The sequence below is a fragment of the Streptomyces sp. UW30 genome, assembly GCF_008042075.1.
GTDB lineage: Bacteria > Actinomycetota > Actinomycetes > Streptomycetales > Streptomycetaceae > Streptomyces.
This window is the reverse complement of the sequence record NZ_RDBN01000053.1, coordinates 1,861,952-1,887,290: the sequence shown is the minus strand read 5'-3', so window position 1 is coordinate 1,887,290 and position 25,339 is coordinate 1,861,952. Positions and strand designations below refer to the sequence as shown.

22 protein-coding genes and 2 pseudogenes are annotated in these 25,339 nt (G+C 72.0%); 11 read left to right on the top strand and 13 right to left on the bottom strand.

What is annotated here, in order from left to right; genetic code table 11:
- Positions 1–108: 108 nt before the first annotated feature.
- The 5 genes and pseudogenes from EAO75_RS43140 to EAO75_RS48800 all read right to left on the bottom strand — a co-directional run.
- A pseudogene (locus EAO75_RS43140) lies at positions 109–327 on the bottom strand (response regulator transcription factor); the annotation flags it as partial.
- 195 nt (positions 328–522) lie between these two features.
- Positions 523–1,080, bottom strand: a complete 558-nt coding sequence (locus EAO75_RS46310; RefSeq protein WP_261989649.1) for a hypothetical protein — start codon at positions 1,078–1,080, stop codon at positions 523–525.
- Positions 1,081–1,204: 124 nt separating this feature from the next.
- Complete coding sequence (locus tag EAO75_RS43125; RefSeq protein WP_148000437.1) at positions 1,205–1,870, bottom strand: class I SAM-dependent methyltransferase; 666 nt, start codon at positions 1,868–1,870, stop codon at positions 1,205–1,207.
- Positions 1,871–1,948: 78 nt separating this feature from the next.
- On the bottom strand, positions 1,949–2,413 hold the full coding sequence (locus tag EAO75_RS43120) for a glycine-rich domain-containing protein (protein ID WP_222724024.1): 465 nt from the start codon (positions 2,411–2,413) through the stop codon (positions 1,949–1,951).
- A 318-nt stretch (positions 2,414–2,731) separates the two neighbouring features.
- Positions 2,732–2,842: pseudogene (locus EAO75_RS48800) on the bottom strand (DUF6415 family natural product biosynthesis protein); the annotation flags it as partial.
- Between the two features lie 374 nt (positions 2,843–3,216).
- Between EAO75_RS48800 and EAO75_RS43110 the strand changes: the two are divergent.
- The gene (locus EAO75_RS43110; RefSeq protein WP_261989648.1) at positions 3,217–4,419 is read left to right on the top strand and encodes a helix-turn-helix domain-containing protein; all 1,203 of its coding nucleotides are present in this window, start codon (positions 3,217–3,219) and stop codon (positions 4,417–4,419) included.
- 1 nt (position 4,420) lies between these two features.
- Here the strand turns inward: EAO75_RS43110 and cutA are convergent, their stop codons facing one another.
- The 3 genes from cutA to thrS form a co-directional block, all read right to left on the bottom strand.
- Positions 4,421–4,747 carry a divalent-cation tolerance protein CutA gene (gene cutA / locus EAO75_RS43105; RefSeq protein WP_187284800.1) on the bottom strand — a complete coding sequence of 109 codons (327 nt, stop codon included), beginning with the start codon at positions 4,745–4,747 and terminating at the stop codon, positions 4,421–4,423.
- A gap of 142 nt (positions 4,748–4,889) precedes the next feature.
- Positions 4,890–5,864, bottom strand: coding sequence for a nucleoside hydrolase (locus EAO75_RS43100; protein WP_148000435.1), 975 nt, complete (start codon positions 5,862–5,864; stop codon positions 4,890–4,892).
- A gap of 134 nt (positions 5,865–5,998) precedes the next feature.
- On the bottom strand, positions 5,999–7,225 hold the full coding sequence (thrS, locus tag EAO75_RS43095; protein ID WP_148000434.1) for a threonine--tRNA ligase: 1,227 nt from the start codon (positions 7,223–7,225) through the stop codon (positions 5,999–6,001).
- Between the two features lie 265 nt (positions 7,226–7,490).
- Between thrS and EAO75_RS43090 the strand changes: the two genes are divergently transcribed.
- The 4 genes from EAO75_RS43090 to EAO75_RS43075 all read left to right on the top strand — a co-directional run bounded on the left by EAO75_RS43090 (position 7,491) and on the right by EAO75_RS43075 (position 11,153).
- On the top strand, positions 7,491–8,339 hold the full coding sequence (locus tag EAO75_RS43090) for a helix-turn-helix domain-containing protein (protein WP_148000433.1): 849 nt from the start codon (positions 7,491–7,493) through the stop codon (positions 8,337–8,339).
- Positions 8,299–8,496, top strand: a complete 198-nt coding sequence (locus tag EAO75_RS43085) for a DUF397 domain-containing protein (protein ID WP_148000432.1) — start codon at positions 8,299–8,301, stop codon at positions 8,494–8,496. Before EAO75_RS43090 ends, EAO75_RS43085 begins: the two co-directional genes overlap by 41 nt.
- Positions 8,497–8,712: 216 nt before the next feature.
- Complete coding sequence (locus tag EAO75_RS43080) at positions 8,713–10,062, top strand: helix-turn-helix domain-containing protein (RefSeq protein WP_148000431.1); 1,350 nt, start codon at positions 8,713–8,715, stop codon at positions 10,060–10,062.
- 83 nt (positions 10,063–10,145) lie between these two features.
- Positions 10,146–11,153, top strand: a complete 1,008-nt coding sequence (locus tag EAO75_RS43075) for a permease (RefSeq protein WP_148000430.1) — start codon at positions 10,146–10,148, stop codon at positions 11,151–11,153.
- A gap of 98 nt (positions 11,154–11,251) precedes the next feature.
- On the opposite strand, the gene EAO75_RS47980 is transcribed toward EAO75_RS43075, so the two are convergent.
- Complete coding sequence (locus EAO75_RS47980; protein ID WP_261989647.1) at positions 11,252–12,352, bottom strand: hypothetical protein; 1,101 nt, start codon at positions 12,350–12,352, stop codon at positions 11,252–11,254.
- 70 nt (positions 12,353–12,422) lie between these two features.
- Complete coding sequence (locus EAO75_RS43065; RefSeq protein WP_148000429.1) at positions 12,423–13,622, bottom strand: PP2C family protein-serine/threonine phosphatase; 1,200 nt, start codon at positions 13,620–13,622, stop codon at positions 12,423–12,425.
- A gap of 145 nt (positions 13,623–13,767) precedes the next feature.
- Here EAO75_RS43065 and EAO75_RS43060 point away from each other — a divergent pair, with 145 nt between their 5' ends.
- Both EAO75_RS43060 and EAO75_RS43055 read left to right on the top strand, forming a co-directional pair.
- On the top strand, positions 13,768–14,217 hold the full coding sequence (locus EAO75_RS43060) for a hypothetical protein (RefSeq protein ID WP_148000428.1): 450 nt from the start codon (positions 13,768–13,770) through the stop codon (positions 14,215–14,217).
- Between the two features lie 196 nt (positions 14,218–14,413).
- Positions 14,414–15,322, top strand: a complete 909-nt coding sequence (locus tag EAO75_RS43055) for a hypothetical protein (protein WP_148000427.1) — start codon at positions 14,414–14,416, stop codon at positions 15,320–15,322.
- 399 nt (positions 15,323–15,721) lie between these two features.
- Here EAO75_RS43055 and EAO75_RS43050 read toward each other — a convergent pair whose 3' ends face one another.
- Complete coding sequence (locus EAO75_RS43050; protein ID WP_148000426.1) at positions 15,722–17,041, bottom strand: PLP-dependent aminotransferase family protein; 1,320 nt, start codon at positions 17,039–17,041, stop codon at positions 15,722–15,724.
- Between the two features lie 76 nt (positions 17,042–17,117).
- On the opposite strand from EAO75_RS43050, the gene EAO75_RS43045 reads away from it, so the two are divergent.
- The 3 genes from EAO75_RS43045 to EAO75_RS43035 all read left to right on the top strand — a co-directional run bounded on the left by EAO75_RS43045 (position 17,118) and on the right by EAO75_RS43035 (position 20,977).
- Positions 17,118–17,909 (top strand): alpha/beta fold hydrolase, encoded by a 792-nt coding sequence (locus tag EAO75_RS43045; RefSeq protein WP_148000425.1) that lies wholly within the window; start codon positions 17,118–17,120, stop codon positions 17,907–17,909.
- Positions 17,910–17,999: 90 nt separating this feature from the next.
- A complete protein-coding gene (locus tag EAO75_RS43040; RefSeq protein ID WP_148000424.1) occupies positions 18,000–19,001 on the top strand; it encodes an endonuclease/exonuclease/phosphatase family protein in 1,002 nt (333 codons plus the stop codon).
- A 29-nt stretch (positions 19,002–19,030) separates the two neighbouring features.
- Positions 19,031–20,977, top strand: coding sequence for an FUSC family protein (locus EAO75_RS43035; protein WP_148000423.1), 1,947 nt, complete (start codon positions 19,031–19,033; stop codon positions 20,975–20,977).
- Positions 20,978–21,076: 99 nt separating this feature from the next.
- Here EAO75_RS43035 and snpA read toward each other — a convergent pair whose 3' ends face one another.
- Positions 21,077–21,736, bottom strand: a complete 660-nt coding sequence (snpA, locus tag EAO75_RS43030) for a snapalysin (protein WP_148000422.1) — start codon at positions 21,734–21,736, stop codon at positions 21,077–21,079.
- Between the two features lie 172 nt (positions 21,737–21,908).
- On the opposite strand from snpA, the gene EAO75_RS43025 reads away from it, so the two are divergent.
- Positions 21,909–22,853, top strand: a complete 945-nt coding sequence (locus EAO75_RS43025; protein ID WP_148000421.1) for a LysR family transcriptional regulator — start codon at positions 21,909–21,911, stop codon at positions 22,851–22,853.
- Positions 22,854–22,863: 10 nt separating this feature from the next.
- On the opposite strand, the gene EAO75_RS43020 is transcribed toward EAO75_RS43025, so the two are convergent.
- Positions 22,864–24,933 (bottom strand): PhoX family protein, encoded by a 2,070-nt coding sequence (locus EAO75_RS43020; RefSeq protein ID WP_148000420.1) that lies wholly within the window; start codon positions 24,931–24,933, stop codon positions 22,864–22,866.
- Between the last annotated feature and the right edge of the window lie 406 nt (positions 24,934–25,339).

The following is a 25,339-nucleotide window of genomic DNA, read 5'->3' as shown; positions in this document are numbered from 1 at the left end:
TCGGACGATCAGGCCAACTGGCGTCTGTGTGGTGGTGTTTGGGCCCGTGGCGAGGTGCAGCCAGCTGTACCTCGCCCCGCTGCCGCGCGTCCTTGCGACACCTCGGCCCCGCCGCCGCACGTCCTCCAGATACCGCAGCACCGCGGCCACCCGCCGGTCCACCTGGTCCTCGGGCGACAGGTCCGGCTTGGCGAAGATGCTGCGGATGTGCTTGTGCACGGCGCCGTCGGTGACGACGAGCCGCTCGGCGACGGCACTGTTGCCGAGGCCCTCGGCCATCAGCGCGAGCACGTCCCGCTCCCGGGGGCTGAGCCGCTCCAGGCGCGATGCCGGCCCGGCATGGCTGCTGCCCGGCCTCGCCGCGCTGGTCGTCTGCACGGCCTTCCTGACCGTCGAACTGCCCACCCGGCAGGCACTGCGGACGGCGCCCGCGGAGGCGCTCTCCGTACGGGAGTGACGAGGGTACGGTCGCGTACGAGGCCCATCAGGAGCGGGGCCGCCGCGCGCCCTGCCTGCGACGCCTCAGTACCCCCGGGCCAGGACGTCGGTGATCTTCGCGGACACCTTCGTGCCCGACGAAGCCGTGCTGATCGAAGTCGGCGTGTAGTTCAAGCTCGTCTGGTCCGACAGCTCAGCCGTCTCAATGACCGGCCCGGAATCGTCGCCACGAATCTCATAGGTGATCTCGTACACGGCATCCGGGTCGATAGCCGTGCTGTCACCCAGGTACGTCAGCTCCGGCTCCACCGTCACATTGCAACCTGCCGACCCGAAGCACTGCCGCTTGGTGGTGCGCAGCTCGATCGTGAAGCTGTCGGCGTCGACCACTTCGTACGTCGGCTCCGGGGTCGGCTCTTCAATGGCGGCCGTGATGGCGTCCTCGGTCGCCGACGTGGTGGCCGCGGACGTGGTGCTGCTGCTGTTGTCGTCGCGGGAGTTGACGACGAACACGCCCGTGCCGATGACCGCAGCAATGACGGCGGCGGCCGAGCTGATGATGACCCAGTTACGGGGCTTCTTCGGCGCCGGCGGTGCGGGCGGCGGAAAGTCGGGCATGGGTGGTTGTGCGTCGTTGCTCACGAGTCCCCCAGGGTGATTGCGCGTAATTCGGCATCATCCTGCGGTGTGTGCACCGTATGGAGCAGATGTGTCTGCGTTGTGACCTAGAGTAGGTGATGGCCCGATTGCCTCGCGGTGACCGCTGTTACGCGCGGGCAGAGACGATGAGCGTGCCGACTGTGCGCGGCCCCGACGGCGCGGCGAGCACCATCGAGTGCACGTCCGTGTAGCCGTGTCGGACCAACACACGCTTCCACACGTCCGGTTCGTGGTCCCAGCGCTTCACCACGAGCGGATCCTGGTCGGGGCCGCGCGGGATGTACGAGGCCTGGCAGCCGTAACAGCCTTCGACGGGAGGTCGCTGCGAGAACACCAGCCGGCCGCCCGGCCGCAGCCGCTCACGGATCGCGGGCAGCAGGAGGGTCGGGTCGGTGAACCACAGTGCCCCGTACACCGAGTACGCGGCGTCGAATGGGGCGGCGGCGCGCAGGTAGGCGGCGGCATCGGTGTGGACCAGGGTGAGCCCAGGCTCGTCGCCCCACCGCTCCCGGGCCGCGTGCAGTTGGGCGCCCGACACGTCGACGCCGACGGCGTCCATGCCCATCCGTGCCAGGTGCGCGACGTTGCCGCCCTTGCCGCAGCCCAGGTCGAGGACCCGGGCACCGCGCTCTACCTCAAGGAGCTCGACGCCGGGCCCGTGGTCCTCGTACTGGGTCCAGTTGAACCAGGTTGTTTCGCCACAGGCGTTGACTGCTCGGCGTTCGGGCCGTTGGGCAGAGTAGGTGTCCCAGGCGATTGTTGTGTCTGTCACTGCAGGCTCCGCTCGTAGGGCCGGCCGCCCGGCAGCGACACCGGGCGGCTGGAGTGTCTTACAGGTGGCGCGGTGCTGTCAGCCGCTCTTCGGGCTGTCGTGGCATCCGGCGTGGCACTGGTTGCAGTCGGCCGCGGAGTTCCACAGCTCGGTGTCGACGGTGTACCCGGCCACCGCGATCGCGGCCACGGTGCGTTCGCGTGCCGTCGCCGCGCTGCTCGGGGTCTGCTCTTCCTCGTCGGTCGGTACGTGGTGGACGAACCGGCCGGCGACGCGCTCGCAGAAGGCGGCGTAGTCGACGGTGTGCAGGATGAACGCGTGCCAGCCGTAGTCGACCAGCTCGCTCGGTACGAGGTTCCGGCCGGGCTCCTTGCCGGAGGCGGCGATGAACGCGGCGGCCTGGCCGATGATGCGCTGTGCCGTTTGGTTGCTGATTTCCGCGTGGTCGGTGGTGACCCGGCGGACGAGTCGGCTCATCACCTCGGGGTCAACCAGGGTGATCGGGTCGGTGGTGCCCACGGGACGTTCCAACGCGATGGTCACGTTCTTCTCCTCCTGTTGTGGACGTTCGCCTCCGGTGAGAGGCGTTTTGGCCCGCCCGCCCCCTTGAGTTCGCGGGGTACGGGGACGAGCGGGGGTCAGTTGCCCTAGAGGGCGCGGGTGATGTGGACGCGGGCCAGGATCCGTACGGCGTCCGCGTCCGGCTCGACGAGGTCGGCGTGTTCGCGGTGGGCCCACACTGTCCAGCCGGGCCCGGACATGCCGAGTTCGTGGGCGACGGCTACGGCGTCGTCGAGGTCGTCGCCGAGTTCGAGGCTGAGTCTGATGCGAGCTTCTCCGACGCAGGCGAGGGGGCACGCGCGTGGGACCGTCGTCCTTCGGGAGCCGTTCGGCGGCGGTCTCGACTTCGGGGATGACGAGCATGACGTGTCCGCGCAACTGGAGTGTGAGTGTGCCCAGTTCACCGGGCATGGGCGGTTCGGCGTCGGCCACGAGGAGTCGGCGTGCGGTGGCGCGGATCGTCTCCAGGTCGACCAGTGCCCGCTCTGCCGTGGCGGGCGGATGGGTGGTATCTGTCGCCATGTCGGCGCTCCCTCGAAGCGTTGGCCACGCCCCGGGAGGCCACCAACCTCGCCGGGGTCCGAGGCTCAACCTTGCGAGCGCAGACGGCTTCTGACTTCCCGCCGAGGGGTACCCATCGTGGGTACCCTCACGTCAGACCACGCCATCACCCGAGCGCCACGGGGCACCTCATGACCGGTCACGAACCGCCAACCGCGCTCCCTCGCAGGCTGCTTGAGCGCCCCGACGTGCGATCCGCGCTTGCTGCCCATGACTTCGGCACCGTGTTTCACGTCGCCCGCGCCGAGGCCGGCATCAGCTACTCGGCCATCGCAGCCGAGTGCGGCATCAAGCCGGAGCGCGTGGGAACGCTGGCCAAGGGCCACGGCAAGGTCACCTCGTTCGAGAAAATCGTGCGTATCGCCGACGCCTTCCGAGTCCCCAGCCACATGGTGGGGCTGGCCCCTCGCCCGTGGGAGACGACCTCCGAGGGTTCGGTGGGCGCGGGGCGCCGGGAGTTCCTGAAGACGTCTGCTGCCGCGAGCCTGGCCGTCAGCCTGCCGGACCTCTCCCGCCCGCCGACGGGCGGCCGTGTCGGCGGCGACCTCCCCGGTCAGCTGCGGCAGCGCACGGCACGCCTACGGCGCCTCGACGACGTTCTCGGCGGCGGCGACACGTACCGCACCTATCTGGGCGAGTACCAGGCAACCAGGACGCTCTTGCGCCGCAGCACCTACACCGAGGAGACGGCCCGGGGGCTGCTGTCCGTGCTCGCCGAGCAGGCGCAGCAGGCCGGGTGGGCGGCGTTCGACGGCGGCCTGCACTCCGAGGCGCGCGGCCTGTACGAAGCCAGCCAGAAAGCCGCGGCCGATGCCGGGGATGCCGAGCTCGCCGGGAACGCGCTCGCTTTCCTGGCGTACCAGGGACTACGGGGGGACCGACAGGCCCGGCAGGACGCCGTGCGGACCGCCGCCCGCTCATGCACCACGGCCGGCCCGGACGCGGCGCCCAGGGTGCGGGCGCTGCTGTACGAGCGGCTCGCCTGGGCGCACGCGGTCGCTGGGCACGCAGAGGAGACGGAGCGCGCGCTGGACGCCGCCCGCGACGCGCTCGCCGAGGTCGACGGCGCACCCCAACCTGACTGGGCGGCATGGGTCGACGACACCGAGCTGCAGATCATGTCCGGCCGCTGCTGGACCGAGCTACGCCGGCCGCTGCGGGCGGTGCCCGTCCTCGAGGCCGCGCTCGCCCGGTACGACGACTCGCACGCGCGGGACAAGGCGCTGTACCTGTCGTGGCTCGCCGACTCCTACCTGACGGCCGGGGAGGTCGAGCAGGCTGCCACTGTCGCGGGCCGCGCCCTCGACCTGTCGTCCGGCGTGGCGTCCGTACGGCCGCGCGAGCGGCTCGCCCCGGTGCTGCGACGGCTCGGCCAGCACCAGGCGCTGCCCGCTGTCGCCGACGTATTGGAGCAGGACCGCGCCTGAGCTACTTGGCAGGCGTGGTGCTGGCGGCGATCCAGTCGAGGCAGCCGTCCGATCCGGCTTCGATCGCTACGGCCGCGATCTCCGGGTTGTCCCACGGGTGGTTCACATACAGGTGGACTTCCAATTCCGGGTAGCGGGCGCGGGTGGTCTTCAGTAGCAGCTGCCATTCCTCGCCAGTGCCGAACTCCCCGTCGTGCCAGAACGCGGACGTGACAGGGCCAATGATCTGCGCGCCGGCGGCGAGCCGTTCGGCCACGGCAGTGCGGGCCAGCTCCACGGCCTGCTCGCGGGTGGGGGTTGCGGTGGATACCTGCAGGAAGTCGGCCATGGGCGGCAGCGTATGCGGCACTGGAGAGCACGCGAAAGGCGTCCGGGACGAGCCGTGATGGCCGCGTCAACCGCGCTGCTTACGATCCGAATGCGCGTCTGCTCGGCGTACTCGCCATCGTCACGCCGCTGGCCGGCCCGAGTCAAAGACGCTCGACCGTCGACAGGTAAAGCTTCGCGAAACGGTCCACGTCCACGTCCAGGGCCACGTCCACCAGGTGCTGATCGCGGGTGCCGGTGTGGATCTCGGACTCGCCGGGGCGGGGACGGCGGTCGACGATCGTCTGACCGCGCGTCGGCCCGGGGGCGAGGGAGACCTCGACCGGGAGCAGGCGCGTGGTGATGCCCGCCGGGTCCACGACCGCGCAGACCGCGCCCGCGTCGCCGATGCCGCCCGCCTCGGCGTCGGTGGTGATGTCCGGCGCGGACGGGCGGTGGGCCAGCAGCTCACCGGCGAGCCGGGCGCCGCTTTCCGCGCTCGACCGCAGTCGGCGTACGTCCGCCCCGGGGACCACGACCTGCTGGAAGACGTCCAGGCCGTACATGGTGATCGGCACCCCGGCCGTGAGCAGGATCGCGGCGGCCTCCGGGTCGTGCCACACGTTGAACTCCGCGACCGGCGTGGCGTTTCCGCAGGCCACCGCGCCGCCCATGAAGACGATCCGCTCGATGTTGCGGGTCACCTCGGGGTGCGTGCGCAGCAGCAGGGCGATGTTGGTCAGCGGCGCGGTGGGGACCAGCGTGACCGGGCGCGGGGACGCCAGGATCTCGCGGCGCAGCAGCGTCACCGCGTCCACGTCGGCCGGGGCGCGGGTCGGGGCCGGCAGCCCGATGTCGCCCATGCCGTCGTCGCCGTGCACATGCCGCGCCGAGCGCGCGGGCTCGATCAGCGGGCGTCCGGCGCCCCTGGCCACGGGGATCTCGGGGGCACCGGCCTGCTCCAGCACGGTCAGGGTGTTGCGTACGACGCCGTCCACGTCCGTGTTCCCGGCCACGCAGGTGACCGCGCGCAGGTCCAGCCCCGGATGGCGTACGGCGAACAACAGCGCCAGGGCGTCGTCGACACCGGTGTCGCAGTCGATGATCACCGGTACGCGCTGACCGTCGGCGTTCGTCACGGCGGAGCTCCCCTCACGGGTGCGGTGGCGGGCGGTACGAGTGCGACCTTACGGTGTCTTACAGGTGGAGTGCGTCGTCGTATGGCGCCGCCGTGCGGTCACGTGCGCGCGGCGCCATACGGCGTCTTGGCGCCTCACACATCCCACAGCTCAAGCCCGCGCGCCGCGACGCGGGCGGTGATCCGGGCGACCAGTTCCTCCGCAGGTACGGCCCCCGGCTTACGCCCGTCCCGCAGCCGTACGGCCACGAGGTCGCCGTCCGCCGCCGCCTCCCGCTCCCCGATGACCGCCTGATACGGCACGAGGCGTGCCGCGCGGACGCGGGCGCCCAGAGTGCCGTGCTCGGGACCGGCGAGTTCCGCGCGCAGACCCATTTGGCGGGCTCGGGCAAGAATTTTTTCTGCCTGTCCGATCTGCGCCTCCGCCACGGGGAGGATCAGCAGCTGCACGGGCGCCAGCCAGGCCGGGAAGGCGCCGCCGTGCTGCTCGATGAGATGAGCGACGACCCGCTCCACGCTGCCGATGATGCTGCGGTGGACCATGACCGGGCGGTGCTTGGCGCCGTCGGGGCCGATGTAGTGCAGGTCGAAGCGTTCGGGCTGGTGGAAGTCGATCTGGACGGTGGACAGGGTCGCCTCGCGGCCCGCCGGGTCGGCGATCTGGACGTCGATCTTGGGGCCGTAGAACGCGGCCTCGCCCTCGACGGCCTCGTACGGCACGCCGGAGCCGTCGAGAACCTCCCGGAGCAGGGCGGTGGCCCGCGCCCACAGCGCCGGGTCGGCGACATACTTCCCGCCCTCGCCCGGGAGGGACAGACGGTGGCGGACGGCCCGGATGCCCATATCGGCGTAAGCACGGGCGATGAGTTTCAGGGCTGCTCGGGCCTCGTCGACGGCCTGGTCGAGGGTGCAGAAGATGTGGGCGTCGTTGAGCTGGATGGCCCTGACACGGGTGAGCCCGCCGAGCACGCCGGACAGCTCGGCGCGGTACATGCCGCCCAGCTCGGCCATGCGGAGCGGTAGTTCGCGGTAGCTGTGGGAGCGGGAGCGGTAGATAAGGGCGTGGTGCGGACAGAGGCTGGGGCGCAGGACGACCTGTTCGGCACCGCCCAGGTCCATCGGCGGGAACATGTCGTCGCTGTAGTGGTCCCAGTGCCCGGAGATCTCGTACAGCTCACGCTTGCCGAGCACGGGCGAGTAGACGTGCCGGTAGCCGGCCTCGCGCTCCACGTCCCGGACGTACTCCTCCAGTGCATGCCGGACTACGGCCCCGTCGGGCAGCCAGTACGGCAGGCCGGCGCCCATCAGGGGGTCGGTGTCGAAGAGGTCGAGCTCGCGGCCGAGGCGGCGGTGGTCGTGCATGGCTGCTCCTTCGGTTGAAGGGACGAGCACCCACGACAAAGCCCCGGGGCACTCGCCCCGGGGCTTCGGATTCGCTCAGGTGTCAGCGCGGCGCCGGGACGGGGTCCGGCGCCGTCGTGAGAGACGGCTTTGGCTTCGCGCGCTGCATGGCCGTGACCGTAACAGCGGGCGGGCGGGGATGTCGCGGTGATTTTCCGGTTTCCGTCACCACTGTGAAGTTGCCCGGTTACGCTCAGCTACAGACCGGACTTGGGGGTGGTACGCCTTGGTTCACATTCGTCAACTCGATCCCACGGCTTCTCCGTTGGACTACTTCGGCTACGAGCTGAGGAGGAAACGGGAGGAGGCGGGACTGACGTTGAAACAGTTCGGCTCGGTCCTGTTCTGCACGGGGTCGCTGATCGGCCAGGTCGAGACGACCCTGAAGGTGCCGACGCGGGATTTCGCCGAACGGGTGGACGCGGCCCTGGTGACGGACGGCTACTTTTCGAGGCTCGTGGGATTGGTGCTGCGGAGCCAGTTGCCTACGTGGTTCCAGCCGTATGCCGAGATGGAGGCGAAGGCGACCTACATCTCCACGTACCAGTGCCAGATGGTGTACGGACTGCTACAGACGGAGGAGTACGCACGGGCCGTGCTGGCGACAGGTCAGCCCGATAACCTTGACGCACTGATCGGCGCCCGCATGGAACGCCAGCGAATCCTCAAGCGGGAGCAGCCTCCCCTGACGTTGGTGGTGATTGACGAGGCAGTGCTGCACCGGCCGATCGGCGGCGCGGAAGTCATGCGCAAGCAACTCCGCCACCTGTTGAGCTTCCAGGACGAGCGCTGGATCCGCCTCCAGGTGCTGCCGTTCCGGGTGGGCGAACACGTCAGCTTGGCGGGCTCGTTCAACCTGCTCCGCTTCGACGACGACCCCGACATCGTCTACACCGAGGACCTGATCTCGGGCCACATGACGGCCAATCCGGAGACTATCCGCGAAGCCGCCCTTCGTTACGCTGGCTTGCAGGGAGCCGCCCTCTCCGTGGAGGATTCGGCGGAACTGATCAAGGGCGTACTGGAGGACCGTTATGGGCAACACACCGGAACTGGTCAACGCCCCGTGGCGTAAGTCCAGTTACAGCGGAAACACCGGCGGCGATTGCGTCGAGGTCGCCGATGCCACCCCCCACATAGCCGTCCGTGACTCCAAGAACCCCGGCGTCGGCACCCTCACGCTCACCCCGGAGGCATACGCCACCTTCGTGGCGTTCGTCGCCGAAGGCTGACGCCCGGGCCGGGCCCGCGTTCGCGGCGAGGATCAGCGTCGCCACGGCGACCAACGCGGCCGCCACGCCTCGGGTGTAGCGCTCGGTGGGGCTGGTGCGTTCCTGCACGGCGACCTCGCAACAGCTCTGGATTAACCACGTTTAATACGCGGTTTAACCTAAGCGCTGTCAGACTCGACCGGCAAGGGGCACAGGGCGAGTTGGGGGCGTTGAGCGATGTCGGACCGAGATGATCCCGGGACGATCGGGCGAAGAGTGCAGATGCTGCGGGCCGACCGGGGGCTGACGCAGCGACAGTTGGCGGAGCCGGCGTACACCCCCGCGTACATCTCCACCCTGGAGGCGGGCCGCGTCCGCGCCTCCGACGACGCGCTCAGGCACATCGCCGAGCGGCTCGGCGTCGCCTTCGAGGAGCTCGCCACGGGGCGCCCCGCGCACCTCGTCACGGACCTCCGGATGAGGCTGACCGAGGCCCAGCGGGTGCTCGCGACCGGCGATGCCGAGGCCGCCGTGGAGCAGTACACCGCGCTGCTCGCGGAAGCGGAGGGCAACGGGTTCGCCGAGGAGCGGGCGGCCGCGCTGCTCGGTCTCGGCGAGTGCGGGATAGACGCCGGTGAACTCGACTCCGCCCGGCGCCACTTCGAGCTTGCCGAGCAGGTGCTCGCCGAGGTCGACGCGCCACTTCCGGCCCGTGTCCCGGCCATGCGCGGGCGGGCCGTGTCGCACTACCTCGCCGGGGAGCTGCGGTACGCCGTCTACCTCCTCGAATCCACCCTGGACGAGCTGAACCGCGGCGGACTGCACGACCCCGACGCCCTTCTGCTGCTCTACGCGAGCGTCATCGGCCCGTACATGGACATGGGCGCCCACGCGCGTGCCGCCCAGGCCGCCGAGTACGCCCTCGCGCTCGCCCCGCAGGCCGGCGACCCGGCCCTGGTCGCCCGGATGCACCGGTCCGTCGCCCGCACCCTGCTCGCCGAGGGCCGCGTCGCCGAGGCCGACGCCTCCCTCGCCAAGGCCGCCGAGCTGTACCGGCAGCTCCAGATCCGTACGGAGCTCGCCAACTGCCACTGGATGCGCGGCTACGTCTACGCCCAGAACGGCGACCTGGAGCGGGCGGAGGCGGAACTGCGCGAGGCGCAGACCATGCTGACCGCCAAGCGCGCCGCGCTCTACACCAGCCAGGTCGCCGTCGAACTCGCCGACGTACTGCACCGGCGCGGCAAGTCGGAGGAGGCCGCCGCCCTTCTGCACGAGGTGCTCAGCGACCTCAGCCCCGAACGCGGCGCCCTGCACTCCGCCGCCGCCCACCGGCTGCTCGGCATCATCGCCGAGGACTCCCGGGACACCGAGACCGCCGAGGAGCACTACGTCCGCGCCCTGAGCCTGCTGGAGCGCGCGGGCGCGGCGGGCGACCTGGCCGACCTGTGCCGTCTGCTCGGCGACCTGCTGCGCCGCACCGGCCGGGTGGAGGCGGCGCTCGACGCGTACCGCACGGGCCTGGGCCACCGCACGGCCCCCGGCACCACGACGCTGGGCCCGGCCCCCGCACAGCCTCCCCTGTGAGGATCCCCAGCCTGCGCACAGGCCTCTCCGGTTAGCCTTCGCGGGGGCATTCGCACGGGTTCGGACAGGTGGGGACAGGCACGGTGGAGGACCAGCGGACCGGCGTGGTCGACGGGCTGCGGCTCGTCGTACGGGCGCTCGTCTACGCCGTGCTCGGCGGCGCCGCGCTCATCGCCATCGCGACGGTCGCCTCGGTCCTCGGGCCCATGGTCGCGCTGGACCTCTACACCCCGGCAGTCGCCGCCTGGTGGACCGTCTTCACGGCCATCGCGGTGCAGGGTGTGCCGTTTCTGCTGCTCGGCACGGTCGTCTCGGCGGCGATCGGGGCCTTCGTACCGGAGAGGGTCTTCAGCCGCCTGCTGCCCCGCAACCAGGCACTCGCCGTGCCCGTCGCCGGAGCGGCCGGTGTCGTCCTTCCGGGCTGCGAGTGCGCGTCCGTGCCGGTGGCCGCGGGCCTGATGCGGCGCGGGGTCGCCCCGGCTGCCGCGCTCGCCTTCCTGCTCTCCGCGCCCGCCATCAACCCGGTCGTCCTGGTGGCCACGTCCGTCGCCTTCCCCGGGCAGCCGGCGATGGTCCTCGCCCGGCCGGCCGCCTCGCTGGCCACGGCCGTGGTGATGGGCTGGCTGTGGGCGCGGTTCGGCCGCGAGGAGTGGCTGCGGCTGCCGAAGCGGCACTCCGGCCCGGCCGCCACCGGCCCGCGCGCCTTCACCGCCGGGCTCCAGCACGACTTCCTGCACGCGGGCGGCTTCCTCGTCCTCGGCGCGGCGGCCGCGGCGACCTTCAACATCGCGGTGCCCCGCTCCGTACTGGACCTCTTCACCGGCTCGCCCTGGCTGTCGGTGCTGCTCCTCGCCCTGCTGGCGGTCGTGCTGTGCGTGTGCAGCGAGGCGGACGCGTTCGTCGCCGCGTCGCTCAGCGGCTTCTCGCCGACCGCGCGGCTGGCGTTCATGGTGGTCGGCCCGATGGTGGACCTGAAGCTGATCGCCCTCCAGGCGGGCACTTTCGGACGGTCCTTCGCCCTGCGGTTCTCGTCCGTGACCTGGGTGGTGGCCGTGCTGAGCAGCGCGCTGGTGGGGTGGTGGCTGCTGTGAGGCGCTACGGACCGGCGGCACTGCTGCTTCTGACGGGCGCGGCGATCCTGCGGATCTCGCTGTTCAGCGAGCTGTATCTGCGGTACGTGCAGGCGGGACTACGGCCATACCTGGTCGTGTCCGGGTTTTTGCTGGTGCTGCTGGCGGTGGCCGCGGCGCTTGTCGGGCGACCGGAACAGGAACCGCACGCCGAGCAGGGCCAGCACACAGAGCACGACGAACACGCCGGCCGCGATCAGCAACGCGAGCACGGCGAGCCCGACGACTACGACGGCGATTCCCAGGCCCACGATCAGCACGGCACTCACCGCTTCTCGTACGGATCGGCCGGCTCCGCGATCCGCCGCACCGACCCGGCATCCAGCACAGGCGGCCACGCCGCGTCCGTGCCGAGTCTGCCCTTGGGGCGCCAGGTGCCGGTGACGGTGACCCGTGCTGACCGCGCCGCTCAGGACGACGGGCTGCGGGTTCGGCTGGGGGCTCGCCACGACCAGCCCCTGCGGCGCCTGGGAACGAGGCCGTTCGGGCCGGTACGGGTGTCTGGGGGCCGAGCCCCCGAAGCCCGTCGGCGGCGCGGTCAGCACGATGTCCGTGCCCACGCCGCCCTCCGGCGAGATCCGCGCGAGCGCCTGCTGGTGCAGCTCGTCCAGGGACGGCCGGTGTCCGCTGCGCAGGAGTGTCGCGACCGCCTTCATGTACGCCGGGCCCGCCACCGTACGGCGGTTCGGCGGCGGCGCGATGCGGCCGTACACCGCGCTGGTGCGCCCCGAGTCGAGGGGGTTGGCCAGCAGCCACTCCCAGGTCTCCGTGTCGGCGTGCAGATCGACGACGAGGGAGGTCGAACCCGGTGCGCGCAGGCGCAGTTCCTCGCGGAACCAGTGCCAGGGGAACCCGGTGTAGCGCACGGTCGCCGGGGTCGAGCGGGCCAGCGCGAGGTGGGGCAGGTGCTGGCGGCGGTCCAGCTGGAGCTGGCCGGCGACGAAGACGGTGAGCGGCCCGGGGGCGGCCGCGGCGGCGCGCAGGCGGGTGAGGACGGCCTGCGGCTCCAGCGGGTCGGCGAGTTCGACGACGTTCGCGGTGTCGGTGCCCGACAGCACCGCGGGCGGCACGGCCGCGAGGATGGGAAGCACGGAGGCGGCGTCCACCAGACAGCCCTTGCCGGCCGGTGAGGCGGCGAGCAGCAGCACGGTTCCGGGCATCGGTCCCTCCCCATCCCCCGTCGATCACTTACGGCAGCACCGTAACCGCTGCGGGTGCAAAGGGGGGATCTCAGGCCCGCAAACGTCCGTTTCCGTCCCCATTCCCCACACCCTTCGCACCTTTGGTCCGCCGGACCGCGAACACCGTCGTGTCGTCGGCGAGACGCCCGCCGCAGTGCCGCAGTGTGCGCTCCCGCACGAAGGCGACCAGCCGCCGGGGCCGCGCGATGCCCGGGTCGGCGGCGACGGCGGCGGTGACGTCGTCGGTGAGCGGGTAGAAGACGCCGTCGCTGTTGCGGGCCTCGGTCACGCCGTCCGTGGTCATCAGCAGGGTCTCGCCGGGACGCAGGGGGACGCGGTGCACGGGCAGCGGGCCGCCCGCGGGGTCGAGTGCGGCCATGCCGAGGGGGAGGCCGTGGCCGGGCGGCAGGGACCGCACCCCGTCGGGGCCGACGACGAGCGGGCAGTCGTGGCCGAGGACGACGGCCTGCACCGTCTCCGGCTCCTCCTCGGGGAAGCCGATCAGCACGGCGGTGGCGAACCGTTCGCCGTCCTCACTGCCGAGGGCCACCCGCATCAGGATGTGCCGCTGGAGGCGCTCCTCCAGGCGTTCGGCGACCGTGGCCAGTTCGGGCTCGTGGTACCCGGTCTCACGGAACGTGCCGAGCAGCGCGGCCGCCGCCTCCACCGCGCCCAGCCCCTTGCCCTGGACGTCGCCGAGGATGACGCGGGTGCCGTACAGGCCGATCTGGATGTCGTAGAAGTCGCCGCCGACCCTGGCCTCGCTGTCGGCGGCGAGATAGACGGCGGCGTGCTCCAGGCCGCCCCAGCCCGGCGGCAGCGGGCGCAGCACGGTGCGGCGGATGGTGGCGGCGACGTCCTGCATGTGCACCATGCGCCGCTCGCTGCGCACCCGGACCACACAGGCCGCCGTGGCGAGGACGCCGCCGATGCCGGCGAGGACCAGGTCGGGCAGGCCGGCCTCGAACTCGTGCGGCAGGGCGACGTCCGCGGCGACGTACGTGGCGGGTGCGAGCACCGCGAACGCGGCCGTCCCCCACACCCCGCAGATCGCGGCGGCGATACCGGGCACCAGCACGATCCAGGACAGGATCCGGAAGTCACTGCTGGTCCGGTAGTCCACCGCCACGATGGCGACGAGCAGCAGCAGCGGCGGCACCCAGGCGACGCTGCGGCCCCGCACGTGCAGCAGGCTCTGCCGGCGCGCGTCGCCCTTCAGGCCGGTTGCACCGTCGCTGACGGCCCTCATGGCCCTCAGCGAAGCACGGCGTTCGCCCTGCCGCATCCGGGTACCCGAGGCGGGTGCCGGCGCGGAAGAAACGCGTCGCCGACTTGCCAGGCGGGCGCCCCAGGTGTGCCCTGGATGGCGGGGGCGAGGAGAGAGGAGTGCTCTCATGGCTCATGCGGCACCCGCGCCCGGCGGACGGGCCTCAGTGACGGGCACCGGCCGACTGCCCGACGTGTTCAGCGCGCGGACGCACCGCATCGCGGGCGTGGTCGTACCGATCGTCCTCGGGCTGGTCTACGGCTACTGGGCCGCGGCGAACCGGCGCTCCGGCGGCGAGATCACCGGCTGGAACCTGCTCTTCGGCTTCGTCACGGCGATCGCGTTCATGATCCTCTACGTCGGCGTCCGCGCCCTCGCCCCGCACATGCGGCGAGAGCAGCACGCGATCCTGTGGGGCGTCTTCGGTGGCGGCTCGTTCGGGTTCCTGTACAGCCAGACCGGCACGTCGGTCCTCAGGTCCTCGATCATGGGGCTCGTGATCGGCGCGGTCTTCTTCGTCGTGCTGTTCTACCGCTACTACACGCACGAGGACGCCCAGGGGCACCGGATCCGCTGAGGGGTGGACGGGTCGGCCCCGGCCGTTCACCGGCACCGACCCGTTTCCCCTTCATCCACCCACAAACCCGGCCCTACTCGTTCCCCTGCTCCATGAGACACCCGTTCGGGTGAACCCTCCACCGGAGAGCGGTGCGGTGCGGCCGTCTGCATGCGCCCCGCTGGCGGGCACCGTCCCGTGACCCTTGCCTGAAGGGGTGCCCACCCGTGTGCGGAACGCCCTGTCGGCAGCGCTGATCGCCCTGTCGTGCCTGCTCGTGCCGTTCGGCGCGCTGGCGGCCTGGGTGATGTACGGGCTGGCCGACACCGGCAGATACGTCGCCACGATGGCGCCGCTCGCGGCGGATCCGGCGGTGCAGGGCGCGGTCGCGGACACCGTGGGCGCCGGGATCACGCACGAGATGGACCGCCGGCTGCGGGCGTCGCCGGCGGCGGACAGCGTGCGTCCCTTCGTGGCCGACGCGGTGCGCTCCTTCACCCGGACCGCTGCCTTCCGCACGGCGTGGGACGCGGGCAACAGGGCGGTCCACGACGCGGTGCTCTCAGCCGTGCAGGACGGCCGCGAGCGCGCGGTGACCGTCGACCTGGCCCCGATCACCGCCCAGGTCAAGCGCCGGCTCACCGACGACCACGTCCCGTTCGCCCGCCACATCCCGGTCGAGCACACCGAGGTCCCGGTGCTCCCGGCCGACGATCTCGACCGGCTCAGGAAGGGGTACGACGTGCTCGAAGTCGCCGGCTTCTGGCTGCCCGTCTCGGCCGCCGTCCTCGCCACGGCCGGTATCGCCGTCGCCGCGTGCCGTCGCCGCGCGGTCACGGCGACCGCCCTGGGCACGGCCCTCGGCGGCGCGTTCCTCGCCCTCGCGGTGGCGATCGGCCGCCGGCTCACCCTGGCCGACATCCCCGACCCGACCCACCGCCCGGCAGCAGGCGCGATCTACGACGCCCTGACGCAAACCCTGCGCACGGTGTCCTGGCTACTGATCGCCCTGGGCCTCACCGCAGCCCTCACCTGCCACCTCACGACACACGTCACCCAACGCCGCCGAACCCGCACAACGCCCCCCGCAGACCCGGCTCACGAGCCGACCCGAGCCCGAGCCTGACGGACGACGGGGACACAACCCACGACACCCCGACGCACCCCGTCCCAGCTGCCGGCGGCCCTCATCTGCCGCCCCTCACAGGGCGCCTCGCGCCACGTCGGCGAGCGTCCGCAGTGCCCGGCGCAGATCCGGCTCGGCAGCCGACGCGAGCCCGAGCCTGACGGGCGTCGCGGACACAACCCACGACACCCCGACGCACCGCGTCCCGGCTGTCGGCGGCCCTCATCTCTGCCGCCCCTCACAGGGCGCCTCGCGCCACGTCGGCGAGTGTCCGCAGCGCCCGGCGCAGACCCCGCTCACGAGCCGACCCGAGCCCGAGCCTGACGGACAACGCGGACACAACCCACGACACCCCGACGCACCGCGTCCCAGCTGCCGGCGGCCCTCACCTGCCGCCCCTCACAGGGCGCCTCGCGCCACGGCGGCGAGTGTCCGCAGCGCCCGGCGCAGGTCCGGCTCGGTAGCCGACGCGAGTCCGAGTCTGACGGCGTCCGGGGTGTGGTGGGGGGCGACGGTGAAGGCGGGGCCCGGGGTGACCGCGATGCCGTGCGCTGCCGCGGCGGCCGTGAAGGTGTCGGCGCGCCATGGGGCGGGCAGCTCCCACCAGGCAAAATAGGCCCGGGGATCGGACCGTACGGCAAACCCTCGCAACTCCTCGCCCACGATGCGCTGTCTGCGCGCCGCGTCCGCCCGCTTCGCCGCGACCAGCCGCTCGACCGTCCCGTCCGCGATCCACCGCACGGCCGCCTCCAGCGCGAAGCGCCCCGCGCTCCACCCACCGGAGCGCACGGCCGCCGCCACCGCCTCGACGCGCCCCTGAGGCACGGCGACGAAGCCGACGGTGAGGCCGGGTGCGACGCGCTTGGAGAGGCCGTCGACGACATGTGTGAGGGCGGGCGCGTGCGCGGCGAAGGGGTCGTCGTCCGCGAGGAAGGACCAGATCCGGTCCTCCACGACGGGGATGTCCAGGTCGAGCACGGTGCGGGCGAGCCGGCGCCGCCGCTCGGGGCCGGTCGTCAGCGAGGTCGGGTTGTGCAGCGTCGGCTGGAGGTACAGCGCGGCCAGGGGAGCGGTGCGGTGGGCGGCGGCGACCGACTCCGGTCGCGGGCCCTCCTCGTCGGTGGCGAGCGGCACCAGGGTGATGCCGAGCCGCGCGGCGATCTCCTTGACCACGGGGTACGTCAGCGCCTCGACGCCGACCCGGCCGCCCGGCCGGACCAGCGAGGCGAGGGTGGCGGCGACGGCCTGGCGGGCGTTGCCGGTGAACAGGAGCCGCTCGGGGGCGGGGTGCCAGGCGGGGGTGGCGAGCAGCGCGGCCGCCGCCTCACATGCGGCGGGTGTGCCGGTGGCGGGGGACGGGCGCAGCGCCTCGGTGAGGACGTCGGGGCGCTGGAGCGGTGCGAGGGCCGGGGCGAGGAGCTCCGCCTGGCCGGGCGCGCTCGGGTAGTTGAGCTCCAGGTTGACCGGCACCGCGGTCGCGGCCTCGACGAGGGCACGCCCGGTCCCCGCCGGAGCGGCCCGTACGAAGGTGCCCCGGCCGACCTCACCGACGACCAGCCCCCGCCGCACGAGTTCGGCGTACACCCGCCCCGCCGTCGACCCGGCGATCCCGCGGCGGCGCGCGAACGCCCGCTGCGGGGGCAGCCGTTCGCCGGGCCGCAGCCGTCCGGCGGTGATGTCGTCCGCGATGCGGTCGGCGATACGCCGGTAGTCGTTCACGCGCCCTCCCCTGACATTGCACCGAGGGCAAGGATCTTATTGCACCGAGGAGTTGAGGGGATCTAGGGTCGTTCACATGACCCCTTTCCTCGGATACGAGGACAAAGGCGCCGATAGTCCTTCGGTTCCCCTTGTCCTCGTCCACGGCCATCCCTTCGACCGCACGATGTGGGCCCCGCAGATCGAGACGTTCGCCGCCACCCGCCGGGTCGTCGCCCCCGACCTGCGCGGCTACGGCGCCTCCCCCGTCGTCCCCGGCATCACCCCGCTCTCCGCCTTCGCCGAGGACATCGAGGCGCTCCTGGACGAGTTGAAGGTGGCGACCTGCGTGCTGGCGGGCCTGTCGATGGGCGGCCAGATCGTCATGGAGTGCTACGCCCGCTTCCCCGAGCGCATCCGCGGCCTGGTCCTGGCGGACACCTTCCCGGCGGCGGAGACCGAGGAGGGCAAGCGGACGCGCGGCGCCATGGCGGACCGGCTGCTGCGCGAGGGCATGCGCGGATACGCCGACGAGGTGCTGGAGAAGATGGTCGCGCCGTATGCGACGGGCGAGGTCAAGGCCCACGTCCACCGCATGATGACGGCGACCCCGCCCGAGGGCGCCGCGGCGGCCCTGCGCGGCCGCGCCGAACGCCCCGACTACCGCGACCTGCTGACCCGGGTCACCGTCCCCGCCCTGGTCGTCGTGGGCGCCGACGACGCCTACACGCCCGTCTCCGACGCGGAGGCGATGCACGCGGCACTCCCGGACTCGACCCTGCGGGTGATCGAGGGGGCGGCACACATGCCCAACCTCGAACGGCCGCCGGAGTTCAACGAAGCGCTGGAGGCGTTCCTGCGGCGGGTCGACGGCTCCTCCCAGAACTGAGCCCCTCCCCCGCCACGCAACCTTCGCCCCACGGCCCCCGTCTTTGAGGGAGGATTCGGGCATCCCACCCGCGAGCGGAAGGCCGGGGACTTGGACACTGCGGCTGCCGAGTGGACGGCACCCCCGGACGGCACACCCGGACGTCGCGCCGGGCGGCGGTTCGGCGCCTGGCCGGCCGGGCTGCTGTTCCTGGCCGTCAGCGTGATCGTCGGCTGCCGCGTCGCGGACACCGACGGCATCACCCCCGTCCCGCAGGCGCTCGCCTTCCTGCCGTGGCTGCTGGTGCCCGCCACCCTCGGCCTGCTGCTCGCCCTGCTGTCGCGCTGGTGGTTCGGCGTCGTGTGGGCCGTCGCGCTGATCGGTCTGCTCGCCTGGTTCATCGAGCCGTACGGCAAGAGCACCCAGCCGGGCGGACCCGGGCTGGTCTCCTTCCGGGTACTGACCTCGAACGTCGAGTTCGGGCACGGGGCCGACGCCCTGGTCGCCGCCGTCCGCCGGGAGAAGCCGGACATCGTCTTCGTCCAGGAGTGCGAGCAAACCTGCGACGACACCCTCAGGAAGGCCCTCGGCACCGACTATCCGCACCGGGCGGCACAGATCGCCGGCGGTTCGAAGGGCTCGGTCGTCCTCAGCCGCTTCCCGCTCGACCCCGCCGGCGGCGTCGACGGCGCCATGGCCATGCCCGGCGCCGTCGCCGACGTCCGCGGACACGCCGTACGGCTCCAACTGGCGCACCCCATGCCGCCGCTGCCCGGCCGGACCGACGAGTGGCGCCGCGAGCTCGGCGAGCTGCGGGACTTCGCCGCCGAGGACCACCGCGCGCCCCTCGTCGTCGCCGGGGACTTCAACGCCTCCCAGGACCACGCCGCCTTCCGCCGCATCCTGGACACCGGCCTGCAGGACGCCGCCCGGCTGGCCGGCCACGACCGGGCGCCCAGCTGGCCGGCCCGGACCGCACCGACGCTCGGCGTGCAGATCGACCATGTGCTGCTCTCCGACGACTTCTCCGTCGGCGCCACCCGCTTCCTCGACCTGAAGCACACCGACCACCGCGCGCTTGTCGCCGACCTCACGCTCCACCAGCGGCGATGAGCTGAACACCGGTGCCCATAATGGGCCGCATGCCCCGCGAGCTCCCGATCGGCCTCACACCCCCCGACTGGCTCGTGCGGAACCTGCGGGCCCAGCAGGCCCCCGTCAACCGGGCCGCCGTGATCCGCGCCGCCGTCGCGATCGCCCTGCCCCTGGCCATCGGCCTCGCCGTCGACCGCCCCTTCTACGGCGCCCTCGCCTCCATGGGCGCCCTCAACGGCGTCATCAGCGACACCGCCGCCGCCTACCGCGTCCGCGTCCCCACCATCGCCATCCCGCAGCTCTTCGGCGCCGTCGGCATCACCCTCGGCGCCCTGGTGTACGGCCGCGGCTGGGTCGCCGTCGTCGCCGTCACCGGTGTCGCGCTGGTCTCCGGGATGATCTCGACGATCGGCGCGGTGGCCTCCGCGTCGGGCCTTGTGCTGCTGCTGACCTGTGTGGTCGGCGCGGGGCTGGCGATGCCGGGCGAGTGGTGGCTGGCGCCGCTGCTGATGTCCGGCGGCGGGCTGCTCGTCCTGGTCCTCGCGCTGCTCGCCTGGCCGCTCAGATCGGGCGTGCCGGAGCGGACCGCGGTCGCGGACACCTACCGGGCGGTCGCCGAGCTGCTCACAGCCGTCGGCGGCGGCACCCAGGCGTACGACGACGCCCGGCACGCCGTCACCCAGTCGCTGAACCAGTCGTACGACATCGTCCTCGCCCATCGCGCCCGCCATCACGGCCGCAGCCCCGAACTCGCCCGCCTGCTCGCCCAGTTGAACGCGATCACGCCGGTCGTCGAGGCCGCCCCCGTCGCCCACCTCGCCGCCGCCCCGCTCCCGCCGGAGATCCCGCAGGCCGTACGGCATCTCGCGTCCGCCGTCGAGACCGGCTACACCGGCCCGACCGGGCTGAAGCCGCCCGCCCCGGACGCCACCGAGACCGTCCGTGCCGTCGACCACGCCCTGCGGTACGCCGCCGAGGTCGTCGCGACCCCCGACGTCGACCCGCGAGGCATCGACGACCGCCTCGGCCGACCGGCCGCGCTGAGCATCCGGGCCGCGCGCGCCGCCCGGGGCGTCGCCCTGTCGGCCGCCTCCTGGCGCTACGGCCTGCGCCTGGCCCTGTGCATCGGCATCGCCCAGGTGCTGGTCTCGATCCTCCCCGTCCCCCGCTCCTACTGGGTCGCCCTCACCATCACCTTCGTCCTCAAGCCCGACTTCGGCTCCGTCTTCTCCCGCGCGCTGCTGCGCGCCCTCGGCACGGTCGCCGGTCTGGTGATCGCGGCGGCGGTGCTGGCGGAGGTGCCGCGCGGCTGGTGGGACGTACTGGTACTGCTGCTCCTCGCCCCGCTGATCCCGGCGTTCACCCCGCGCGGGTACGGCTATCAGACGGCCGCCATCACGCCGGTGATCCTGCTCCTGTCGGACGTCCTGAACCGCCAGGGCACCGCGCTGCTGCTGCCCCGCCTGGTCGACTCCCTCATGGGGTGCGCCATCGCCCTGGTCGCCGGGTACCTGCTGTGGCCGGAGAGCTGGCACACCAGGGTCGGCGACCGGCTGGCCGACGCCGTGGACGACACGGCACGCTATGTCGAGGCCGCCTTCGGCCCGTCCGCGGTCGACCCGCCGGCCCGCGCCCGGATGCGCCGCCGCCTCTACCGCGACCTCTCCGCCATCCGCACCGAGTTCCAGCGCGCCCTGACCGAACCACCGCCCACCGGACGCCGGGCGGCCGCATGGTGGCCCCTGGTCGTGGCGGTGGAACGCATCGTGGACGCCACGACGGCCGCCCGGGTCCGGGTACGCCACGGCGCACCCCCACCGTCCGCGGCGGAGGTGACACAGGTGGCCCTCCAACTGAGCGAGCTGGCAGAGGGCGTACGCAAAGCGGAAACCCTGTACGAGGTCCGCACAGACCTGACAGGCCCGGCCGCGAGCGTCCTGGAGCCCCTGCGCCAGGAGGTGGCGGCGGCCCGCGCCATCACGTCCCCGCGCTGAGCCGGCCTTCCGGCCCCCGGGCCCTTGGGCACAAGTGGGCGCGGCCGCCCTGTGCAGGAGGGCGACCGCGCCATGTGGGGGGTGGGTACGTGACGGTTACTAGCGGGCGGCCTTGTGCAGAGCCTTGTCCATCGCGGCGGCGAACCCGTTGGCCCACAGCTGCTCGACGCGGGACTTCTCGTTGGCGTCGGGCTGCGAGTTCGTGCAGGACGGACCGGGCCCGCCACCGGACATCAGCTCACTGCACGGCCCCTCGTAGTGGTCCGGCAGACCCAGCACGTGCCCGGTCTCGTGCGCGGTGACGCGAGTCGAGTCGTACTCCTGGTTCTGCTGGTAGTCGAGGAAGATGTAGCCGTTGCCGTGACCGTCGGTCGAGGCGTACGAGCCACGGGGGTCGTTGCCCTCGCGGTAGGTGAAGTCGGCGTTCGAGCCCTGCTGGAGCTGGACGTTCGACACCGAGCTGTTCCATATCTCGGTGCTGCGGGCTATCTGCGCGCTGAACGCGGGCGCCCCGGAGGCGTCGTAGGTGACGGTGACGGCCGCGGCGCTCGGGTTCTCGGCACGCTTCTCGGCGACCGACTTCAGGACCGCCTGGAAGAAGGCCTTACTGGCGTCGGAGTCCGAGGACTTGGCGACGTAGCCGGCGGTGTCGGGAGCCGGGGCGGCCGACGCCGGAGCGATGGTGCCGAGGCCGAGGGCCGCGGCGCCGAGACCGACTGCTATCGCCGAACGGGCGGACAGGGAAAAGGACATGCGCATCGATGACTCCTAGGTGGGGGGTGAGTCGTCAAGGCGAGTGTGTGCCGCTGTGTGGCCGCTGTGATGATGGCAATCGGTGATAGCGCTGCCCTATCGGGGTCCCAATTAGCTGTGATCAGAGGGGATTTGTGCGGCTGGTGAAAGCTTTGATTCCGCTTTAATCTCCCAGGGCATGGAGCTCGAGGTGAGACACCTCCGCGCGCTGTGCGCCATAGCCGACACCGGCAGTCTGCACCGGGCCGCCCGCCAGCTGGGCGTCGCCCAGCCGTCGCTCAGCACACAGCTGCGCCGGATCGAGCAGGAGCTGGGCGGCGCGCTGTTCCTGCGCGCGAGGACCGGCTGCCGTCCCACGCCGCTGGGCCGGCTGGTCCTCAGCCGCGCCCGCCCGCTGGTGGCCGATATGCGTGCCCTGGTGGCGGAGGCGAGGGCGGCCGCGGTGGGCGGCCCGGAACTGCGGGTCGGCTCCACCGCGAGCAAGGCACTGGCGGGCTGGCTGCGCCGGCTGCGCGGCCACGGCCAGGACCCCACACTCCACATGAACGTCTCCCCGAACGCCCTGCTGCGCATGGTCGCCGACGGCCAGCTGGACGTCGCCTTCGTGCACGAGGTGGAGGGCTCGCCCCTGCGGATCCCGCCCGAGCTGTGCCTACGCGTGTTGATGGAGCGCGAGCCGCAGTTCGTGTCACTGCCGACCGACCATCCGGCCACGGAGAAGTCCGAGGTCACCCTGCGTGACCTGGCCGACGACCGCTGGATGGTCGACCCGACGGTGGACGGGGAGTGGGACGCCGTGCAGCGGATGTTCCGCGCGGCCGGCGTCAACCCGCATGTCCTGCACGGCGACTACTACACCGCCGACGCCCTGGTCGCCACCGGCGAGGTCGTCGCGGTCTGCCAGCCGACCCACGCCGACAGCCCCACGATGGCGGTACGGCGCCTGCGCGGCGACCCGCTCGGGGTACGCCTCCTCCTGGCGGCCCGTACGGAGACGGACCTCGACGGGGTGTATCCCGCGCTGGAGGAGGCGTACTGGGAGGCGGCGCGCCAGGCGCCGGCGTACCGGGAGTGGCTGGAACACGAGGGTGAGCGACAGCCGCCGGTCCCAGCACTCCCGTAAGGGCACCGGCTCAGACGCCGATGTCGCAGCCGTCCTTGCGCCAGACCGCCACGACGGCCGGGCGGTTGATCTTGCCGGCACCGTCGGGCCAGGCGCTCAGCGGCTTCTCGGCCGTGGCGCCGTCGATCTCGCCCGGGTGCTGCACGGCGACGAGAACGCGACGGTCCTGGACGAGCGGACCGCAGGTCTCGGCACCCTTCGGCACCGTCAGGAACTGCTTGAGCTCACCGCGCTTGTCACCGCGCGTGGCGACGCCGAAGAGGCCGTCGTGCGAGCCGAGCTGGTTGCCGTCGGTGGAGATCCACAGGTTGCCGTGCGAGTCGAAGGCGACGTTGTCCGGGCAGGAGATCGGGGAGACATCGTCCTTGGGGAACCCGGCGAAGTAGGTGGCCGGGTCGTTCGGGTCACCGGCGACCAGGAACAGCGTCCAGGCGAACTTCTTGCTGTCGGCGCAGTTCCAGCGCTCGGTCAGCTCCAGGATCTGGCCGTGCTTGTTGGCGTTGCGCGGGTTGGCCTCGTCCGGCTTGGCGTTGGCGCCGACACCACGGTTGCTGTTGTTGGTGAGGGCGACGTACACCTTGCCGGTGCGCGGGTTGGGCTCGATGTCCTCGGGACGGTCCATCTTCGTGGCGCCGACCTTGTCACCGGCGAGACGCGTGAAGACGAAGACCTCTTCCGCGGTCATCCCCTCGACGTGCGATTCGGCACCCTTCGCCGTCGCCGTGGCCAGCGGGATCCACTCGCCGCTGCCGTCGAACTCGCCGTCGGCCGGAAGCTTGCCGGTGCCGTCGATCTCGATGGCCGGGGAGTCACCGGTGAGCTTGGCGACGTAGAGCGTGCCCTCGTCGAGCAGCGACAGGTTGTGCTCGCGCACGGACCGGCTGCTGCCCTTCTTCATCCGCTTGCTGCTGACGAACTTGTAGAAGTAGTCGAAGCGCTCGTCGTCACCGGAGTAGACGACCGGACGGCCGTCGTCGGTCAGCCGCACGGTCGCGCCCTCGTGCTTGAAGCGGCCGATCGCGGTGTGCTTGCGCGGCTTGGAGGTGGGGTCGTACGGGTCGAGCTCGACGACATACCCGAAGCGGTGCGGCTCGTTCGGCTCCTGGGCGACGTCGAAACGCTTGTCGAAACGCTCCCACTTACGCTCCGTGGCACCGGTCCCGAGCCCGTACCGCTTGTCCGTCGCGCGGGTGGCGTTGGCGAAGTACTGGTTGAAGTTCTCCTCGCCGTGCAGCGTGGTGCCCCACGGCGTGACACCGCCGGAGCAGTTGTTGAGCGTGCCGAAGACCTTGGTGCCGGTCGGGTCGGCGGAGGTCTTCAGCAGGTCGGAGCCGGCGGCGGGCCCGGTGATCTTGAACTCGCTGGTGGCGGTCACACGCCGGTTGAGCGGGTGCCGGGACACGGGCGTGAGCTTGCCGGTCCGGTGGTCGTTCTCCACGACGACGGCCGAGAGGCCGTGCGCGGCCCAGGCGACCTCGACCTGCTGCTTGGTCGGGTTGGCGGCGTCGTAGCCACGGAACATGAGCACTTCGTCGGTGTACTCGTGGTTGGCGACGAGGACCTGCCGGCCGTGCTCGCCCGGGAGCGGGAGCAGGGCGAGGAAGTCGTTGTTGTAGCCGAACTGCTTCGACTGCGACTCGGCGGTCTGGTTGTCCGGGTCGAACGCGGGCGCGCCCCGCAGGATGGGCTCGCCCCAGCGGATGACGATGTTCTGCGCGTAGCCGTCCGGGATGGTCACGGTGTCGGCGGTGTTCGGCGCGACGGGGCTGAAGCGCAGGCCGCGCGCACCGCGGGAGGCGTGCCGGGTGCTCGTGGCGGCGGTGTCGGCGGCGCTCGCCTTCGGGGCGGCGACGGTGGCGGAGGCGCCCACGGCGGAGGCCGCGGTGACGACGGCGGCGGCGCGCATCACGGTACGGCGGCTGAGGGCGTCGGCGATGACGTCACCGACGTACGGGTTGGCGGTGGTGTTGGGCACCTCGTGGAAACAGGCGTCACCACACCGGAACCGGCAGGTCAGGGCCGCTCGGCCACCGTGATGCGAGTCATTGTTGACACTGACGATCGGCAACTGAATGCGCATGGCTCTTTGTACTCCCCTTGCTTCCCCTTGAGTGCAGCGTGGGGGACGGTAGGGGCACGTTTGTGCGGGAGCGGGGCCTTTGAATGAACGAAAGGTGAACTGGAGGTATCTGTACGGCAGTTGATGCGCGTACCCGGCGCAGCGCCCATGCGGCGCGATGTGACCCTTGACGTACGGGGACCCTAGGTACCCGCCCCTCCCCAAGATCACCATCTGAGGCCGCTAACCTTACGTGTCCGTCCTGGCCAGGGATATACGGGCATCAACTCACGCGAAGGGTTGCGCACATGGGCATTCTCACTCTCCTGCGGAACGCGTTCGGCCGGTCACGCAAGGGGCGTGGCGCCGAAGCAGAGGGTGCGACGACGCCTTCGCCGGCACCGCGCCCGACGGTCCCCTCCCCGTC

What these genes read in the sequence shown, in the direction of transcription:
- cutA (WP_187284800.1), bottom strand. Translation starts at nt 4,747, where the DNA reads ATGGCCGACTTCCTGCAGGTATCCACCGCAACCCCCACCCGCGAGCAG.
- thrS (WP_148000434.1), bottom strand. Translation starts at nt 7,225, where the DNA reads ATGCACGACCACCGCCGCCTCGGCCGCGAGCTCGACCTCTTCGACACC.
- EAO75_RS43085 (WP_148000432.1), top strand. Translation starts at nt 8,299, where the DNA reads ATGGGCAACACACCGGAACTGGTCAACGCCCCGTGGCGTAAGTCCAGT.
- EAO75_RS43080 (WP_148000431.1), top strand. Translation starts at nt 8,713, where the DNA reads ATGTCGGACCGAGATGATCCCGGGACGATCGGGCGAAGAGTGCAGATG.
- EAO75_RS47980 (WP_261989647.1), bottom strand. Translation starts at nt 12,352, where the DNA reads ATGCCCGGAACCGTGCTGCTGCTCGCCGCCTCACCGGCCGGCAAGGGC.
- EAO75_RS43065 (WP_148000429.1), bottom strand. Translation starts at nt 13,622, where the DNA reads ATGAGGGCCGTCAGCGACGGTGCAACCGGCCTGAAGGGCGACGCGCGC.
- EAO75_RS43060 (WP_148000428.1), top strand. Translation starts at nt 13,768, where the DNA reads ATGGCTCATGCGGCACCCGCGCCCGGCGGACGGGCCTCAGTGACGGGC.
- EAO75_RS43045 (WP_148000425.1), top strand. Translation starts at nt 17,118, where the DNA reads ATGACCCCTTTCCTCGGATACGAGGACAAAGGCGCCGATAGTCCTTCG.
- EAO75_RS43035 (WP_148000423.1), top strand. Translation starts at nt 19,031, where the DNA reads ATGCCCCGCGAGCTCCCGATCGGCCTCACACCCCCCGACTGGCTCGTG.
- snpA (WP_148000422.1), bottom strand. Translation starts at nt 21,736, where the DNA reads ATGCGCATGTCCTTTTCCCTGTCCGCCCGTTCGGCGATAGCAGTCGGT.
- EAO75_RS43025 (WP_148000421.1), top strand. Translation starts at nt 21,909, where the DNA reads ATGGAGCTCGAGGTGAGACACCTCCGCGCGCTGTGCGCCATAGCCGAC.
- EAO75_RS43020 (WP_148000420.1), bottom strand. Translation starts at nt 24,933, where the DNA reads ATGCGCATTCAGTTGCCGATCGTCAGTGTCAACAATGACTCGCATCAC.